This window comes from Prevotella sp. HCN-7019 (genome assembly GCF_037890215.1).
Classification (GTDB): Bacteria; Bacteroidota; Bacteroidia; order Bacteroidales; family Bacteroidaceae; genus Prevotella.
This window is the reverse complement of record NZ_JBBKBO010000002.1, coordinates 95,709-113,679: the sequence shown is the minus strand read 5'-3', so window position 1 is coordinate 113,679 and position 17,971 is coordinate 95,709. Positions and strand designations below refer to the sequence as shown.

Annotated in this window: 14 protein-coding genes and 1 tRNA gene; 6 read left to right on the top strand and 9 right to left on the bottom strand. The window is 47.5% G+C overall.

Annotated elements, in window-relative coordinates; genetic code table 11:
* The first annotated feature begins 95 nt into the window (after positions 1 to 95).
* The 3 genes from WKT13_RS03565 to WKT13_RS03555 all read left to right on the top strand — a co-directional run bounded on the left by WKT13_RS03565 (position 96) and on the right by WKT13_RS03555 (position 2,690).
* Positions 96 to 1,007: a hypothetical protein gene (locus WKT13_RS03565; RefSeq protein WP_340322866.1), complete on the top strand. Its 912-nt coding sequence runs from the start codon at positions 96 to 98 to the stop codon at positions 1,005 to 1,007.
* 183 nt (positions 1,008 to 1,190) lie between these two features.
* A complete protein-coding gene (locus tag WKT13_RS03560; protein WP_340322865.1) occupies positions 1,191 to 1,916 on the top strand; it encodes a hypothetical protein in 726 nt (241 codons plus the stop codon).
* Positions 1,917 to 1,952: 36 nt separating this feature from the next.
* The gene (locus WKT13_RS03555; RefSeq protein WP_340322864.1) at positions 1,953 to 2,690 is read left to right on the top strand and encodes a hypothetical protein; all 738 of its coding nucleotides are present in this window, start codon (positions 1,953 to 1,955) and stop codon (positions 2,688 to 2,690) included.
* A 133-nt stretch (positions 2,691 to 2,823) separates the two neighbouring features.
* Here WKT13_RS03555 and WKT13_RS03550 read toward each other — a convergent pair whose 3' ends face one another.
* The 5 genes from WKT13_RS03550 to WKT13_RS03530 form a co-directional block, all read right to left on the bottom strand.
* The gene (locus tag WKT13_RS03550; protein WP_298618623.1) at positions 2,824 to 5,082 is read right to left on the bottom strand and encodes a RelA/SpoT family protein; all 2,259 of its coding nucleotides are present in this window, start codon (positions 5,080 to 5,082) and stop codon (positions 2,824 to 2,826) included.
* Positions 5,083 to 5,117: 35 nt separating this feature from the next.
* The gene (locus WKT13_RS03545; RefSeq protein ID WP_340322863.1) at positions 5,118 to 6,419 is read right to left on the bottom strand and encodes a lytic transglycosylase domain-containing protein; all 1,302 of its coding nucleotides are present in this window, start codon (positions 6,417 to 6,419) and stop codon (positions 5,118 to 5,120) included.
* Between the two features lie 65 nt (positions 6,420 to 6,484).
* Positions 6,485 to 7,231 (bottom strand): DUF5683 domain-containing protein, encoded by a 747-nt coding sequence (locus WKT13_RS03540; RefSeq protein ID WP_340322862.1) that lies wholly within the window; start codon positions 7,229 to 7,231, stop codon positions 6,485 to 6,487.
* Between the two features lie 2 nt (positions 7,232 to 7,233).
* Positions 7,234 to 8,160, bottom strand: coding sequence for a ParB/RepB/Spo0J family partition protein (locus WKT13_RS03535; protein WP_340322861.1), 927 nt, complete (start codon positions 8,158 to 8,160; stop codon positions 7,234 to 7,236).
* 139 nt (positions 8,161 to 8,299) lie between these two features.
* On the bottom strand, positions 8,300 to 9,064 hold the full coding sequence (locus WKT13_RS03530; RefSeq protein WP_021993192.1) for a ParA family protein: 765 nt from the start codon (positions 9,062 to 9,064) through the stop codon (positions 8,300 to 8,302).
* A gap of 172 nt (positions 9,065 to 9,236) precedes the next feature.
* Between WKT13_RS03530 and surE the strand changes: the two genes are divergently transcribed.
* Both surE and lpxB read left to right on the top strand, forming a co-directional pair.
* Complete coding sequence (gene surE / locus WKT13_RS03525; RefSeq protein ID WP_340322860.1) at positions 9,237 to 10,007, top strand: 5'/3'-nucleotidase SurE; 771 nt, start codon at positions 9,237 to 9,239, stop codon at positions 10,005 to 10,007.
* 14 nt (positions 10,008 to 10,021) lie between these two features.
* Positions 10,022 to 11,191, top strand: a complete 1,170-nt coding sequence (lpxB, locus tag WKT13_RS03520; RefSeq protein WP_340322859.1) for a lipid-A-disaccharide synthase — start codon at positions 10,022 to 10,024, stop codon at positions 11,189 to 11,191.
* Between the two features lie 309 nt (positions 11,192 to 11,500).
* Here lpxB and WKT13_RS03515 read toward each other — a convergent pair whose 3' ends face one another.
* The 4 genes from WKT13_RS03515 to rsfS all read right to left on the bottom strand — a co-directional run bounded on the left by WKT13_RS03515 (position 11,501) and on the right by rsfS (position 16,411).
* Positions 11,501 to 12,862 (bottom strand): Gfo/Idh/MocA family protein, encoded by a 1,362-nt coding sequence (locus WKT13_RS03515; RefSeq protein ID WP_340323105.1) that lies wholly within the window; start codon positions 12,860 to 12,862, stop codon positions 11,501 to 11,503.
* Between the two features lie 146 nt (positions 12,863 to 13,008).
* Entirely contained in the window at positions 13,009 to 13,878 is an 870-nt protein-coding gene (locus tag WKT13_RS03510; protein ID WP_298618612.1) for a phosphatidate cytidylyltransferase, read from the bottom strand.
* 20 nt (positions 13,879 to 13,898) lie between these two features.
* Entirely contained in the window at positions 13,899 to 15,980 is a 2,082-nt protein-coding gene (ftsH, locus tag WKT13_RS03505) for an ATP-dependent zinc metalloprotease FtsH (protein WP_298618610.1), read from the bottom strand.
* 71 nt (positions 15,981 to 16,051) lie between these two features.
* Positions 16,052 to 16,411 (bottom strand): ribosome silencing factor, encoded by a 360-nt coding sequence (gene rsfS / locus WKT13_RS03500; RefSeq protein WP_340322858.1) that lies wholly within the window; start codon positions 16,409 to 16,411, stop codon positions 16,052 to 16,054.
* Positions 16,412 to 16,672: 261 nt separating this feature from the next.
* On the opposite strand from rsfS, the gene WKT13_RS03495 reads away from it, so the two are divergent.
* A tRNA-Gln gene (locus WKT13_RS03495) sits at positions 16,673 to 16,743 on the top strand.
* Positions 16,744 to 17,971: the final 1,228 nt, after the last annotated feature.

Genomic DNA, 17,971 nt, shown 5'->3' with positions numbered 1-17,971 from the left:
CCGGTTTATTACGGCAGTGCCGGCGGTAGGGTGTGCCGAATGCCGGTGGCTGTCAAGAAAGATGGAATATTAATGGAAAAACAAACGATAGTGATATGAAAGTAAAAACATGTGCGGAGACTGTGGATATACGCAATGGTGCGCGGTTTGTTGAGATGCGCATAGCCGGTGTGCCGTTTATGGGTATGAGTGTGATGGAAGCACTCTCTGAACCTGAAGTGGAGGTGAGGTCTGATGGCAGCAGGTATTATTCGTGGCAGGCAATAAATATGGAAACGGGTAATGTCGTGAATTATGGTGTGTGCGACGAAGCACTGGGATATGCGCCGAAACTGTACGACATATCGTCGCCACTTGTGGCTGCATGGCTGCGGAAGCGTGGTTACAGCTTTTCGGACGAAGAAGGAGAGATTCTGAGTACGGATGCCGGCAGGGAGGAGATAAGAACTGTGGAGACGGTTGTGTCGGCGGCGGAGGATGACATGTGTGGAAAAGATGCGGAGAGTGCGGCTGTGGAGAGTGTGCCGCAGAAGCAGGAAACGCAGCCCGGAGCAGATAAGGACGAATACAGAGACATCGGCTGTGGAGTGGTGTCTTTGCTTGGAGACGGTTCGTTCACGCTTTTGAATATGGCTACGGGGAAGCGCAGGATGTTTGTATCAGCGAGCGGAAGGGTGCTTGTGGACGACAGTGAGATAGATGTGGAGAGGATCCACCGCCGTTTCAAACATTGCGGTTGTGTGGACGACAGGTACGTGAGGTATTGGTTTGGAAGGTACAGCGACTTTAAGGAAGGTTTCTGCGCGTTGGCGTGGACCATTTATCCCGACGGACAGTATTTTGCCGATGAGGACGGATTCGGAGGTGAGGACAACGACGAGGAGCAGATATATTGTATCATAAACACCAATCTGGACATAGTGGTGCCGTTCCGTCCGATGGATGATGTGAAGGAGGAACTGAGACGTGTAGTCTTGCGTGCGAAACAGAACGAGGATGGATTCTGACCTTGGAGAATGTCGGCTGTAGGTTCATAAAAATGAAGGTGTGTATGGTATTATACAAGTGTTCGGACATTTTATGATTTTCTGTTGTCTTGCTTGCATTAAACAGGAAATAGTGTTACCTTTATAATGTTTTACTGAATCTTGCTAGAATTACTCTAAGTCCTAAATAGTTTATTATATATTATGCGACTATTAAGATTATTAATTACAGTGTTGTTCTCTCTCTGCTTTATTGCAGAGACTGATGCTCAGGTGTCAGATGACAGTGATGGTGTTATAACTGTGAAGATTGATTCTATCATCTATCCTCGCCAACAACTGAAAGAAGAGCGGAAACAAATATCAAGAAGTGATACTTTGTATGCTTACAAGTACAACATCTATTATCACTACTATAAGAATGGAGAAAAGACATGGTTGATAAATAATGTTTTAGGTAATGACGGAACCAGGGTTGATGAGATACAGTTCGACGTGGCAGACAGTGATTTCACAGGATATATGACGTTTGATGATGTAATGAGCGGATTGAGATATGTTGTGGCAGATGCCAATAAGCGATACGGTATAAGGAGCAGATTCCAAATATGGGTGAATACACTCGACTTCGGAGAGGAAAGCGTTGAACTCTGCCGTATATATGATAAGAAACGTCATAAGATAAGACATGACGTTTCTTTATTCAAAAGACTATTTATCGAGAGTGCGATATTCAGAAGCATAAATGATATGATGAAAGAGTACGGGATGGAGTTCGAGGATTGTGGATGTTCCGATTTTGCCCGATGGAATTATTTGGACGCTGATGCTTATATCAGGTCTTATGGTTATAACGGTGATAAGGGGACGCTTCCTGAGAAGATGATTTATGCATGGGACTATATAATAGAATTCGTAGACAGGAAATAGTTGCCGGTTTTTAATAGCTGTTTATTTATCGGCATCATGACAAATATAAAGACAAAATATATGCGACAGGTAAGATTTTTAATGATATTATTCTCCCTCTTCGTTGTTTCAAAGGCGAATGCCCAGACATCGGACGACAATATACAGATAATATCGGTGAAGATTGACTCAACGTATTATGAACCTATTTATAAAGATATATTAAATAAAATGACAGACTATTCCTATTATAAAAATGGGAAAAAGACAGGTAATACAGTTGAAGTACATATTGCAGATGACGGTCTGGTACGTTCTATAAAAATAGACTGTAAGGACGAGAATCTTGAGACCCTCGGCTGCTACATGTCTTTAGAGGACATGATGAACGGATTGAAGTGTGTCATGGATGACATCACAAAGAGGTATGGCATAGACAATGAATTAATAGTGAAGATAAACACGCTGGATTTCGGAGACGGGAGTGTGGACCTGTGCCGGCAATATGATAAGAAAGCGGGCAAAAAAGGAATTGGTATTCCTTCCGTATTCTCAAAAGTATGCCTTAAAAGCAAAATCGTCAGAAGCCTGAGAAAACTGATGGCGCAATACGGAAAAGAACATGCCTTAGAGCATCCTTTTGTCTCTGACGGTTTGTTATACAATATATTGGATTATGTGAGCCCAGAGATTTATGCCCACTTCTATAAATATGAAGGCAATAAGGATGAACTTCCTGAAAAAATGTTTTACTCCACCGATTTATTAATGGTATTCCGTGATAAGGAAAAGTAAGCTTTGATAATTATAAATCGAAATGCGGCAGCATCGTTGCGGGAATCTATCCGCTGGATACTGTCGCATTTACGTATGATTGATACACCGTAAGTGTATGGATCGGTGCTACGCATCCGGTGTATGATTATTCTTATTGTGTCTGGAGAACTTCCTGGAGTCCGCTTATTTTCTTAAGACTCTTCATTATTTCTTTCACCTCGCTGCGGTCGTGTACGCGCAATTCTATGAGTCCGTCAAAGATGCCTTCGTCGCTAGAGATCGTGACTTTGTGTATGTTGACGTTCATCTTGTCTGAGATGACGTCGGCCACATCGTGGAGCATGCCTTTGCGGTCGATACCGCGTATTTCGATTGTCGCGTCGAAGAACATCTGTTTGTGCATGTTCCATTTTGCATCGAGAATCTTGTTGCCGAAACTTGTTTTGAGTTTGTCGGCCACCTTACAGTCGCGCTTGTGTATCTCAATGCGGTTTTTGTTGTCAATATATCCCAGAATGTCGTCGCCTGGTATAGGATGGCAGCATCCCGGATAGATGAAGTTATCGATCGTCTCTTCGGAGATGATAATTGGTTTTTTCTTGTTGAAACCTTTCTCGACAATGAACAGGGCTTTCTTCTTTATATCTTTGTTTGAGTTGCCGAGGAATGGTACAAACTTGCGCCATGTCAGGGCGTTCTCTTTCTTCTTGTCGTTGAGTTCGTCCAGTTCCTTGTCGCCAAGTGTTATAGTTTTCTTGCCTATGTTGAGGAACAGGTCTTCTGGTTTCTGCAGGTCGTGGAGTGCGCACAGTTTATTAACGACACCCATGTTCATCTCCTTTTCGTTGGCTTTCAGCCATTCTGTCAGAATCTGCTCGCCTTCTTTCTGTTTCTCTCTGTTGTCACGGCGCAGGCTCACCTGTATTTTTCCGCGTGCCTTTGCGGTGGATACGAAATTGATCCATGACGGTTGTACGTGCTGCGACTTGGATGTGAGAATCTCCACTTGGTCGCCGCTTTGCAGCTTATGGCTCAGAGGCACCAGTTTGTGGTTGACTTTTGCTCCGATGCAGTGGGTTCCTAGGAATGTGTGTATCTGGAATGCGAAGTCGAGCACCGTACATCCGGCCGGCATGGTTTTGATTTCGCCTTTGGGAGTGAATACGAATATCTCGCTTGCAAAGAGGTTGAGCTTTATCGTATCGAGGAAGTCCATGGCGTCCGGTTGCGGATCGTCGAGTATTTCCTTGATGGTGCTCAGCCAGTTGTTAAGTTCGTTGTCGTCGTCCACAACGATATCGCCTTCCTTGTATTTCCAGTGTGCGGCAAATCCCTGTTCGGCCACTTCGTCCATCTTGTTGCTTCTTATCTGCACTTCGATCCATTGTCCCTGCTTGGACATCAGTGTGACGTGCAGTGCCTGATAGCCGTTGGCTTTAGGATGGTTCACCCAGTCGCGCAGGCGGTCGGGGTGTGATTTGTATATCTGGCTTATCGCAACATATATTCTGAAGCATTCGTTTATCTCTTCGCTACGTGCTTTCGGGGTGTATATGATGCGCACGGCCAGAATGTCGTATATTTCTTCGAAGGTGACATGCTTGTTCTGCATCTTGTTCCAAATGGAATAAGGGCTTTTCACTCTTGCCTTGATCTGATAGTTGATGCCCATTTTGTCGAGTGCCTCACGTATCGGAGTGGTGAAAAGTTTGAACAGTGTGTCGCGTGAAGCCTGGGTAGATGCGAGTTTCTCTTCAATGGAAGAGTATTCCTCCGGGTGCTCATATCTGAAACTCAGGTCTTCGAGTTCGGTTTTTATTTTGTTGAGTCCGAGACGGTTTGCCAGTGGTGCATATATGTAGAGAGTCTCTCCGGCAATTTTGTACTGTTTGTTTGCTGGCTGGCTTTCAAGTGTCCGCATGTTGTGCAGACGGTCGCATATTTTTATAAGAATCACCCTTATGTCGTTGCTCATCGTCAGAAGCAGCTTCTTGAAATTTTCAGCCTGTGCAGATGCCTGTTCGCCGAATATACCGCCGGATATCTTTGTCAGTCCGTCGACAATCTGTGCTATCTTGCTTCCGAAGATGTTCTCAATGTCCTCAACCGTATAGTCAGTGTCTTCTACAACGTCGTGGAGCAATGCCGAGCATATGCTCGTTGATCCGAGGCCCATTTCCTCGCATGCTATCTGTGCCACGGAGATGGGGTGTAGTATGTATGGCTCGCCGGACAAACGGCGCACACCCTTGTGTGCCTGTCTCGCAAAGTTGAACGCCTTTGTTATGATGTCAACCTTTTTGCGGTGACGTGTTGACAGATAGGTGTTGAGCAGATGCTGGAACGCATCGTCTATCATCTGAGCCTCAGAGGCTTCTTTCTGTTTGTCTTTAAGATCCAGGTCGTCCATGACTATAGTATTTTAAGGTGATTGTTTATGCGTGATTATCTCACTCTGAGCTTCTTGCCTGCGCGTATGTTTGTACCACTAATGTTGTTGAGTCGTTTAAGTTTGCTTACAGTAGTATTGTTGCGCTCGGCTATTTCAGACAAAGTGTCTCCCTTTCTGATGGTGACTGTCTTTGCTCTTGTGGTACGTTTACGTCTTGTACTCTTCTTGCGTGTTGAGGCTACCGGTGCAGCCTTGTTGATTTCAACCTCGGTGCGCTTGTTCAGAAGCTCCTCCGCATTGTGTGCATATATGCGTTCCTCGTTGTCGATGAAGCTGTTGATCTGTGTTGACGGCAGTCTTATTGCAGATGCCTGTGTGTTGCCGTTGACTATGTTGCGGCGGTATTGCGGGTTGAGTTCCTTTATCTGGTTAATATCCATGTTGAGCACACTGGCAATCTGTTCGAAGTGTACGTCGCGGTTCACCATTACCGTGTCGGTCTTAACAGGCAGGTCGGCTCTCATCGGGCAAATGTTATGGTCGCAGTAATATGTCATGATGTAGTTGGCTGCGATGAACGCCGGAACGTATCCTCTTGTTTCTTTCGGAAGGTAAGGATAAATCTGCCAATAGTCGGTTTCGCCTTTCGAACGGTGCATGGCTTTTGTTATGTTGTCCGGACCGCAGTTGTATGCTGCTATCACGAGGTTCCAGTCGCCGAATATTTTGTAAAGATCTTTCAGATAGTGTGCTGCCGCGTACGATGATTTAATCGGGTCGCGTCTTTCGTCAACGAGCGAATTTATCTGGAGACCGTATTGTTTTCCGGTTGTGATCATAAACTGCCAAAGACCTGTCGCGCCTACACGTGACACGGCGTTAGGATTGAGCGCAGACTCCACTACAGGCAGATATTTCAGTTCGAGCGGCAGTCCGTATGCCTCGAGTGCTTCTTCGAATATCGGCATATAGAAGTTCTGTATACCGAGCATCATGCTTACGGAATGACGTAGTTTGATGCTGTATCTGTCAATCATCTGCTGCACTGCGTCGTTGTACGGCATTTCGATGATTGTAGGCATTTTGCTCAGTCTTTCCTTATAAACCTCTTTGTCGTATACCGGATTTATGTCTGGCATGTTGCATGTAGTGTCCGGTTTCAGATAAGTTTTTATATGGTATTCGCTTAAAAGACTATCGAATTCGCATGTCATGCCTCCAGGGAGTTCGATGGTTTCTTTTTCTCCTTTTTCGTTTGTAACTGTTATTTCTGTGTCGTCATTTCCTGATTGTGCATTTACCGGACTGCAATATCCGATAACGAGGGCGGCTATGAATAAACTTATTTTCTTCATCAATTGTTGTTCTTATTTTTCTGATTGGTAATGTGATAATATAGTAGCAGTGGAGTGGCTGTATTTCAGAAATTCAGACTGCAACTCACTCCAATGGAGTTTGATTTCAGTGATATCCTGTTGTCGTTATAGTTGTTTATTATCGTTGGTTCAACGCTCATACTGAGATTCTTTGATATGTCAAATTCAGAAAGCGAAGCGTCAACATAAGCATCAATAACCGACAGGGCATACACACCGACGAGTACGAAGAAACTCATATCGCGCCACCGACGGTAACGGTCTTTACGGCTTTTAAACAGACTTTTGTACCTTTCGATGTTTGTTTCGTCTATCTTGTTGCCCAGATGCAGGAACTGGTTATAGCTTTGTGTGTTAGGATCGTCGTCCATTATGTCGAGATACGCCTGTGAGTAGTCACGGTACATCTGGTTGTTCCACTGCATGGCGTATATACATCCGACAAATCCTCCGTAAACTATTGGAATCTTCCAATATTTGCGGTTATATATCTGTCCGGCTCCCGGCAATACCAGTGCCAGCCATAATGCCCGCTTGGGGTTAGGCCTCCATGTGGCCCAGTCGCGCTTTGCCTTCTTTGCAACCGAGTCGGTTGTCGCAACGAGTTTCAGACTGTCATCGTGCGAAAGCATGCTTTCTGTACTTATAATGCTGTCTGACGGATTATGCTCGTTCCATGCGGCAGATACCGGCGTGGTGACAGTGTCTGTCTCACAAGTCGTGGCTTGTACGGCGACAGGCATGCATGCTATAAGGCATACCCGCAGTATGTCGGATAAATGAAATCTCACGTTTATTGTTCTTTCATTTTATCGAAGATGTTCATAATGCGCTCCAGTTCCTCTTCGTTGGCGAAGGGAATGGTTATCTTGCCTTTACCTTTAGGCGAACAGCTCATCTGAACCTTTGTATGCAGGAAGTCAGACAAGCGGCTTTTAAGCATATTGAATTCCTCCGGGAGTTTTGCCTTTGCTGCAATCTTCTTTTTGCCGCTTTCTATGTCCTCGCCGTTTTTCAGCTGTTGTGCCAGTTCCTCCACCTTGCGTACGGAGTAACCGTGCTTCTGTACTTCGTTGAACAGTTTTATCTGAAGCGACGGGCTGTCGATGGCAAGCAGTGCGCGGGCATGTCCCATGTCTATTTCTTTTTTCTGAAGAGCCATCTGCACTTGTGCCGGCAGACGCAACAGACGCAGATAGTTGGTTATTGCCGTGCGGCTTTTTCCCACACGTTCAGATACCTTTTCCTGAGTCATGCCGTCAGCTTCGAGCAGATGCTCGTAGGCAAGTGCAATTTCTATGGCGTTCAGGTCTTCGCGCTGTATGTTCTCCACAAGCGCCATCTCCATGACGTTCTCATCCTTTATGGTGCGTATATACGCAGGGATGGCTTCCAATCCGGCCAGTTGGGATGCACGCCAGCGGCGTTCTCCGGCAATGATCTGGAATCTGTGCTCGGCTGTCTGTCTGAGAGTTATCGGCTGTATTATGCCGATCTCGCGTATGCTGTTGGCCAGTTCCTGCAGCGCTTCTTCGTCAAAATCTCTTCGCGGTTGGCTGGGATTTGGCTCAATCTGGTCCAGTGGAATTTCGTTGATGGTTGATGTGCCCTGTGTACGCACGCCGTTTGTGTCGATGAGCGCATCAAGTCCTTTTCCTCTTTCTATATCGTCGAGTCCTCGTCCGAGAACGTTTTTGCTGAATTTCTTGTGTACTGCCATAGGGCGTTATTGTTATGTGTGTTGTCTGTTGTTTTGTTTTGGCTGAAAGTCCGTGCCGCAGACACGTCTTGTTCAAGTCTTGCAGATGCGTCTGTCGCATATCTTCAGCCTGCATTCTTTCTTTGGGGCGTCAGATTCTCTATCTGTTTTTGTTTATTATTTCCTTGGCCAGTGCAAGGTGGTTCTTACTTCCTGTTGAATCAGCATCATAGAGAATTACAGGCAGTCCGTGACTCGGGCTTTCGCTCAATTTTACGTTTCGCTGTATGACAGTCTTGAAAACGAGTTCCTGGAAATGGCGTTTCACCTCGTCATAAATCTGGTTTGCGAGTCTGAGACGGCTGTCATACATTGTCAGCAGGAATCCTTCTATTTCCAGTTTCTGGTTCAGTTTGCTTTTTATTATCTTTATTGTGTTCAGCAGTTTGCTGATACCTTCGAGTGCAAAGTATTCACACTGTACGGGAATAATCACCGAGTCGGCCGCCGTAAGCGCGTTTACTGTGATGAGTCCGAGAGACGGACTGCAGTCAATCAGAATATAGTCGTATTCGTCGCGTATGGAGTCGAGCAACCGTTTAATCATTTTCTCTCTGTCGTTGAGGTTGAGCATTTCTATCTCGGCACCCACCAGGTCGATGTGGCTCGGTATTATGTCGAGTCCGTTGATATCGGTTGTATAGATGGCGTCGCGCACGTCTGCGTGGTCAATAATACATTCATAGAGTGAGCAGTCAACTTCTTTAAGGTCGACTCCCAGTCCACTCGATGCGTTTGCTTGCGGATCGGCATCAACAACGAGTACTGATTTCTCCAAAGTAGCAAGCGAAGCAGCCAGATTTATGGTTGTTGTGGTTTTACCTACGCCGCCTTTCTGATTAGCTAATGCAATAATTTTTCCCATCTCAGTCTAATGCTTAGTTCGCCGCACGAAGGGTCGTGCACGCAGCAGAATATAACTTCAGGACGTGGTCCTGCATTTGATTAAAATTATTGGCAAAGATACATATTTTATGTGAGAAACGGATAGTTTAAACCTTTTTTCGTATTTTTGCATGCAAATTAAATGTAAATTTATGAAAGAAAAAAGGCCTTTGATACTCATTTCAAATGATGACGGATATCATGCCCGTGGCATAAACAGTCTTATAGATATGCTGTCGGATATGGCCGACCTGCTTGTGTGCGCTCCCGAGTCGGCGCGTTCGGGGTTCTCGTGCGCGTTTTCGGCCACCACACCGCTCCGCCTGAAGCTGCGCAGACACAGAGAAGGTGTAGATGTGTGGTCGTGCAACGGAACGCCTGTTGACTGCGTGAAACTCGCCCTCGACCGCTTTTGCGTCGACCGAAAACCAGATATGGTGATAGGCGGAATAAACCATGGTGACAATGCGAGCGTCAATACGCATTACAGCGGAACGATGGGCGTGGCCACCGAAGGCTGCATGAAATACATTCCATCTGTCGCTTTTTCGCTTTGCAATCATCGCGATGATGCTGATTTTGAACCGTTGCGCCCGTTGGTGAGAAGCATCACGGAAAGAGTGTTGCGTGAAGGTCTGCCCACAGGAGTGTGTCTGAACGTCAATTTCCCGCTTGTCGACGAGTTCCGTGGCGTGAAGATATGCCGCATGGCAAAGGGCACATGGGGCAATGAGTGCGTGTGCATGAAACACCCTCACGGTTATGAATACTTCTGGATGACAGGCGAATACACAAACGACGAGCCCGAGGCTGAAGACACAGACAACTGGGCTCTGACTCACGGATATGTGGCCATAACGCCTACCACAATAGACGTCACGGCCTATGACATGATTGACAAAATGAAGGACTGGACCTTCTGAAAGCATCAATACCGATGAAATATTATCTTATAGTGGGAGAGGCCAGTGGCGATCTGCATGCTTCGCGGCTTATGAACGCACTGAAGGAGAATGATGCTCAGGCTGAGTTCCGTTTCTTCGGGGGCGACCTTATGTCGGCTGTCGGCGGAACACGCGTGAAGCATTACAGCGAACTGGCATACATGGGCTTTGTCCCGGTGCTCACGCATCTGCATGTCATCATGCGCAACATGACACTGTGCAAGCACGACATAACGGAGTGGGGGCCTGATGTGGTCATTCTTGTCGATTATCCCGGCTTCAATCTCAATATAGCACGCTATGTTCATGCTTCCACCGACATCCCCGTCTATTATTACATTTCGCCAAAAATATGGGCGTGGAAAGAATGGCGCATAAAAGACATCAAGCGCGACGTGGACGAACTTTTCTCCATTCTTCCTTTCGAGATACCGTTTTTCGAGAAAAAACACGGCTATCCCATACATTATGTGGGCAATCCTACGGCCGGAGAAGTCGGTGCGTTTCTTGACGGATACAAGGAGACGAAGAGCGAGTTCTGCAACCGTGTCGGACTGGAAGAAGGCAAACCTGTTGTGGCGTTGCTGCCGGGCAGCCGCCGTCAGGAGATAAAGGACAATCTGCCCGCAATGCTTCTGGCTCTCCGTCGTTTCCCCGACTGCCAGCCGGTGCTGGCATGTTCGCCGGGCATACCTGATGAATATTATGATGCTTTTGCCCATGATGGCACATTGCGCTTTGTACATGGCGAGACTTACGCGCTGCTTGCCAATGCCGACGCGGCTGTTGTGACGAGCGGCACTGCCACACTTGAGACCGCGTTGTTCGGTGTTCCGCAGGTGGTATGTTACAAGACTCCGCTGCCGGGACTTATCTCATGGTTGCGACGAAAGCTCATACATGTCAGATATATATCGCTTGTCAATCTCATAGCCGATGCCGAAGTTGTAAAAGAACTTGTTGCCGACACCTTCAGTGTGGATAACATAGCTCACGAACTGTCGCTCATCCTTCCCGGTGGCGAGAGGCGTAAAGCCATGCTCGACGGATATGCTTCGGTGAGAGAACGCCTCGGTCATGAGGATGCTTCGCGGAATGCCGCAATGATAATATGCGATCTGCTGCGGTCGCGTTCTGCCGGACGACGTGCGAAAAAAGGCTGATTGGATAGCTGTTATAAAAACGCGAAACACTCTCTTTTTGTTCTATTAACGGGAATATCAGGTGTAACAGGTTGCGATATGGGCTTTCCGGGCTTACGGAACGGCCTGTTTTGAGGTGCGGAATAGACTGTTTTAGGCATCAGAACGGCCCGTTTCATGGCTCGATACGGGCTCTTTAAGAGTGCGGAACAGGCTTTGTCAGACGACGGTTGAAACCGCTTTATGTTAAAATACTTGTATATATAAAATATGCGCCCATGACATGGATGATGTCATGGGCGCAGTTTTTATTTTCTTTGATTTCATTCTTTATTCGGCGAATGCATGGCGATAGCCTTTTATTTTGTTCCATGCTCCGCGCGTGAAGTCGGGCACTGCCACAGGAACGCTGCCGTTCTCTATCGACAGGCGTGTCAGTTCGGCCATGCAACACCATTCTGCCAGGTCGTAAACGTCCATGTCGAGCGGCAGACCGTTGCGCAGACAGTAAACCAGACGATAGTCCATGATGAAATCCATTCCGCCGTGTCCGCCCACTTTCTTTGCTGTTTCCTCAAGCTCCTGATGTATCGGATGCTTGTATTTCTTCATAAGCATGTCCTTCACTTCCTGCGATACTGCCGAGTGCATGTCCAGCTTCTCGTGGTCGGGGATGCCTGTTGAACCCGACTTGTCGGGGCGCAGACAGTATTGTTCGATAGGATACTTGTTGGCAAATCCGTTTGTTCCGGTGAGCTGATACATACGGCTGTACGGACGCGGATTCATCACGTCGTGCTGTATGTGTATGGTCTTGCCGTTTTCGGTGCGTATGAATGTCATTGTGTGGTCACCGTTCTGGAAGTCGGAGCCGTCCTCTTTCTGTAGTTTCTTCACCAGTTCCGGACCTGTCACAGCCTTGGTGTCCATGGCCACAAGCGTCTTCATGCGGTCGCCACGGTGTATGTCGAGCAGCTGGCATGCCGGTCCCAGTCCGTGTGTGGCATAAACATCGCCGCGGTGTTTGCGGTTGTAGTCCAGACGCCAGTTGTTCCAGTAATACGGCCAGAAGTCCTCAAGGTTGTGTATGTACGAGCCTTCCACGTGCAGTATGTCGCCGAACACTCCGTGCTGCGCCATGTTGAGGGTTGTCAGTTCGAAGAAGTCGTACACGCAGTTCTCCAACTGTATGCAGTGCTTCCGCGTGCGTTCGGAAGTGTTTATGAGCGCCCATATCTCGTCGAGCGTCATTGCCGCCGGCACCTCAATGGCTGCATGCTTGCCGTGTTCCATGGCGTAGATACCCATTTCGGCATGGTGTTTCCAGTCGGTTGCTATGTATATGATGTCTATGTCGTCGCGTTCGCACATCTTCTTCCATGCGTCCTCGCTGCCGTAATACAGGTCGGGTGCGGGCATTCCTGCGTTTGTCACAATCTTCTGTGCGTTCTCCGCGCGTTCCTTTATGATGTCGCAGAGAGCCACTATTTTTGTTCCTGGAATGTGTGTCCAGCGTTCCACGGCTCCCGGACCGCGCATTCCGAGTCCGATGAATCCTACTCTGACTGTTTCGAGTTTGGGTGTAGTCAGTCCCACAACGTCTTTTTGTCCTTCAGGACGTTCGGGTACTTTTACTTCAATAGGGGAATACTTTGCCACGCTTTTCGGCGCACAACTCCAGCACAGCAGCATTACTGCTGCAGACAGTAAGCAAAAAATCAGATTTTTTTTCATAATAGAATGGTAAGGTTTGTTTTTGTTTTCAGGTTCAGGCCGATCCTTATGATTTATAGTCGGGTGCAGAACGGATCATGTCTGCACCCGACTTTATGTTGTTTTCAGAACAATGTCAGAGTGTAAAAGTACACCACAGCTGCGGGTATTGCCATGAGCGACGAGTCGAAACGGTCGAGCATTCCGCCGTGTCCCGGCAGTATTTTGCCGCTGTCCTTTATGCCCATGGTGCGTTTGAAGAGTGATTCAACGAGGTCGCCCCATGTTCCGAAGAACACAACGACAAGTCCGAGTCCCATCCACTGGGCCACCGACATTGTGTTGCCGTACATCAGTTCACCGGTATTGCTGTTCTCCACATATCCTATAATGGCTGCAACAGCCAGCACGAGCAGTCCGCCGCCTATGCTGCCTTCCCATGTCTTGCCCGGGCTTATTCTCGGAAACAGCTTGTGTTTGCCGAATAGCGATCCGAAGCAGTATGCTCCGGTGTCGTTGGCCCAGAGGAAGATGAATATGCTGAGCGGAGTGAGGTAGCTGAATACCACCTGTCCGCCGTAGTCTCTGAACGCCAGTATGTTTATGGTGGAGAGGGGCAGTGCCACGTACATCTGGGAAAGCATGGTGTACGCCCAGTTGTTTATGGCGTTCTTGCTTTCTGTGTACAGCTCGCTGATGAACAGATAGATGACACTCAGAAGATAAGGTATGAACACAGCCGAGGGTGTGATGCCGCTGCAGAATCCGGCAACGGCAAGAAAAAGATAGACACCTGCGGCGGTGGAAATGAATCGGTTCACGGCCACGCCGTCAATTGTGTTCACCAATCCTGTGTACTCCCAGACTGTCAGTCCGGTGATAAGTGCGAACACCATAATCATCCCTTCGGGACACATGAAACACACAACGATAATCGCGACAAAGAGTACGCCGGTTATTGAGCGTGTGATCAGGTTTTTCATTTTCTCACTCATGGGCTGTATTGCTTTAGTGTTTATTTGTCTTCCTTATTCTCTCCGTCGCCGTCGTTTGCCGGTGCGGTTGTGGTTTCCGGTTCCACATTTTTCTGTTCGAGAGATCTTTCGTGTTCGGCCTGTGCCTCCTTCACGATGTCGGGCATGTCTTCCAGTTTCGGAGTGTCGTCCTCCATTATCTCTTCCGAACGGCTTATCCACGGGCGTTTGCCGAATATCTTCTCCACGTCCTCGGCGAATATCACCTCACGTTTGAGCAGCAGCTCAGCCAGTTGCTGGTGGCCTTCCTTGTGTTCGGTCAGCAGATCCTTGGCACGTGCGTACTGGTCGTTGATCATCTTGAGTACTTCGTCGTCTATTATCTTGGCCGTTGTCTCCGAGTAAGGACGCTGGAACTGGTATTCCTGATTGTTGTAATAGCAGATGTTAGGCAGCTTTTCGCTCATTCCGGCGTAGGCCACCATGCCGTATGCGCTCTTTGTTGCGCGTTCCAGGTCGTTCATTGCTCCTGTGGATATCTGGCCGTTGCAGAGCTCTTCGGCAGCGCGTCCGCCGAGCAGCGCGCACATTTCGTCGAGCATCTGCTCCTTTGTTGTTATCTGGCGTTCCTCAGGCAGATACCATGCTGCACCAAGTGCACGTCCGCGCGGTACGATGCTCACCTTGACAAGCGGGTTGGCATACTCGCAGAACCACGACACTGTGGCGTGTCCTGCCTCGTGGAGAGCGATGGTGCGCTTCTCGTCGTAGGTCATAACTTTGGTCTTTTTCTCCAGACCTCCGATTATTCTGTCAACGGCATCGAGGAAGTCCTGCTTGCCCACAAACTTCTTGTTGTGGCGTGCTGCTATGAGCGCGGCCTCGTTGCATACGTTTGCTATGTCGGCACCCGAGAATCCCGGAGTCTGGCGAGAAAGGAAGTCTATGTCCACGGTCTCGTCGGTCTTCACCGGACGCAGGTGCACCTGGAATATCTCCTTGCGTTCGTTCAGGTCGGGCAGATCCACGTTTATCTGTCTGTCGAAGCGTCCTGCGCGGAGTAGCGCCTTGTCGAGCATGTCGGCACGGTTTGTTGCCGCCAGGATGATTACGCCGCTATTGGTTCCGAATCCGTCCATTTCTATAAGCAGTGCGTTAAGTGTATTCTCACGCTCGTCGTTTCCTCCCATGGCCGGGTTCTTGCTTCTGGCACGTCCAACGGCGTCTATCTCGTCGATGAATATGATGCACGGAGCTTTCTCCTTGGCCTGTCTGAAGAGGTCGCGCACGCGGCTTGCACCCACGCCGACGAACATCTCTACGAAGTCCGAACCGCTCATCGAGAAGAACGGCACGCCTGCCTCGCCTGCTACAGCCTTTGCAAGAAGGGTCTTTCCTGTTCCCGGAGGACCTACGAGCAGTGCGCCCTTAGGTATCTTTCCTCCCAGGTCTGTGTATTTCTGCGGTTCCTTGAGGAACTCCACAATCTCCTGTACCTCCTGCTTGGCGGCAGCCTGTCCGGCTACATCCTTGAAGGTTATGCCCAGGTCGTTGCCCTTTTCATACATGCGGGCCTTGCTCTTGCCCACGCTGAACACGCCTCCGCCCGAGTTGCCTCCGCCCATGCGGCGCATTAGCAGTATCCACAGTGCGATGCCAAGAATGAAGGGTGAGAGGTTTATGAGCAGATTCATGAACGAGTTGCCTTTCTCGTTCTCATAACTGAAGTCGCTCAGTTTTCCGGTTTTCTGCATCGAAGTGAGATACTTTTCAAGCTCGTCCACCGAGCCGAACTCCACGTTCACGGCAGGTTCCGGGCCCACCTGCTTCGCGCTCTTGCCGAACACGTCGCGTATGTTTTTCGACTTCACATACATGGTAAGCATGTTGCGGTCCTTGTTCACTACTACGTTCTTGGCGTAGCCTTTTTCAACATACTCCTTGAACTTTGTGTATGTGGCCTCCTGTTTTGCCGAACCTCCTACGGCGAGCGCGTCGCCCCCGCCGGTGATGAAGAGTATACCCAGAGATACCAGTATGACTGTGTAAATCCAGTTCATGTTGAACTTGGGCATTTTCGGCTGGTTATTGTCGTTCTGATGTTTTTTTTCGTTATTGTCCATAATTGTGAAATGCTACATTATGCCAATCATTTGTTATATACGATAATGTTGTCTGTCCTTGTGCGGTGCTTTCAGTCGAGGTCGGGGATGTGGGTCATGGGTGCGTCCTCCCACAGATTCTCGAGGTTGTAGAACTGACGTGTTTCCGGCAGGAACACGTGTACCATAGCGTCGATGTAGTCCATTGCCACCCACTGGCTGTTGCCGAGTCCGTTCACGTTGGAAGGTTTTTCACCGGTTGTCGTTCTCACCACTTCTTCGACAGAGTCTGTTATGGCTTCCACCTGCGACGGCGATCCGCCCTGACATATCACGAAATAGCTTGTTATTGCTCCGTCGATGCCTCTTAGGTCAACAATGGTTATATTCTGTCCTTTTTTTTCCTGAATTCCTTTTGTTATTGAGTCTACCAGTTTGTTTGTTGTTTCCATTTATGCGAATTTTGTTTTTTTTGATTCAGTCGGGGCTTCTGCCTCAATGCATTAGAAGCTCCTGAAGTGCTGATTTTTGCGTTTGTGTTACTTGATAATGTTTTTAATTAATAATGTACAAAGTTACATCTAATAATCTGAAAAACGAGGAAAATAGGCCGTTTATTTATTTTTTTTAGAAAAAAGTTGCGAAAAATGTTTGTAGTTAAAAAAAAATGTGTACCTTTGCAGTGCAATTCAGAAATGATGACGCAAACAAATTGGGATATGGTGTAATGGTAACACTACAGATTCTGGTCCTGTCATTCTTGGTTCGAGTCCGAGTATCCCAACACAAAGCCGGATGTATCGCAAAGATGCATCCGGTTTTTTTATTCCCTATGGTCGTGTCAGAGTGGCGCTTTACGGGTTCATTGGAATTTCTATGTAGATTGGTTTTAATACAAAAACAGTGGTTCCAATCCTGTATCGGCGTTGTTGGTTTCTGCTGAAAATAACAATATCGGGCCCGTTCCATATTCTTTGCATCCTGTGGTTTTTCGGTCTGAGTTTTCTGTTCTACCCCAAAAAATTAGCGAGTATTTGCGGGCAGACTTTCCTTCGGACGCAAATACGCGAAAAATGAGAGCTTTATACAAAGCGTTGAAAATCAGTTGTTTATATTTGATATTTGTTTTTCTGTCCTGCGAAAAGCACCGTTTTGGCATGTGATATTGCCCGTTTCATGGCTTGATATGCATAATATCACACCCTCAAATGGACGAAACCATGGGCTGAAACGGGCTTTATCGGAATGTCAGGCACGCCATTCCGCACTTCACTGCAGGGTATATAAAAAGTCTGTATGGTTGGAAATGGGCTTTATAGTGCCTGATTTAACATTTATTCACATCTCTTTTGCGATTTTCTTTTGTCAAAAAAAAGTCAAGAAAATCCGCGGATGCGTTGCTCGAGTTTTCTTTAAAAGTGCCGACATGAGGAGTGAGAAAGAATGCGGGATGTGTTCATGCCTTTTTCGGTGGGGATTTATCGGCTGTTGTGATGTGGGTCTGATATGAGGAAATGTGCTGTCACGCTTTATGTCATCAGTGCAATATAAGAAAGTTTTCCGCCGTTCCGTGCTGCTTCATTAATAAAAACATTCACTGCTGAATTCCTTTTTACAACTGACCTGTGCGCCGTTTCCGACTGTCTGTGGGGTTCAGGCCGGAGCTTATTGAGCGTGCGGTGAGAGGCTGCGGGGCGGATGTGTCACGTATGAAAAGATGCCGAAGGGGCTGTAAACGAAAAAACGGGCAACCGGCCTTTGCCGATTCCCCGCCTTTCTATATAAACGTTCAATAAATTCTTCTTAAAGAAGAAGACATCAGATTGACCTTATTTCTGAAGGTCGATCTTGTGTCCTAAGCTTACTGCCTTAGCAATCATGATTGCCACAACGGCAAATGCAAAAAATGTTACCATAGTCTTTTTACCTTTCTTTTAATTTTAATTTGTTATCCTTTTTGTCTTTTCGACGCTGCAAAGATAATACGAATAACGTACCGCGCAAGGGCTTTT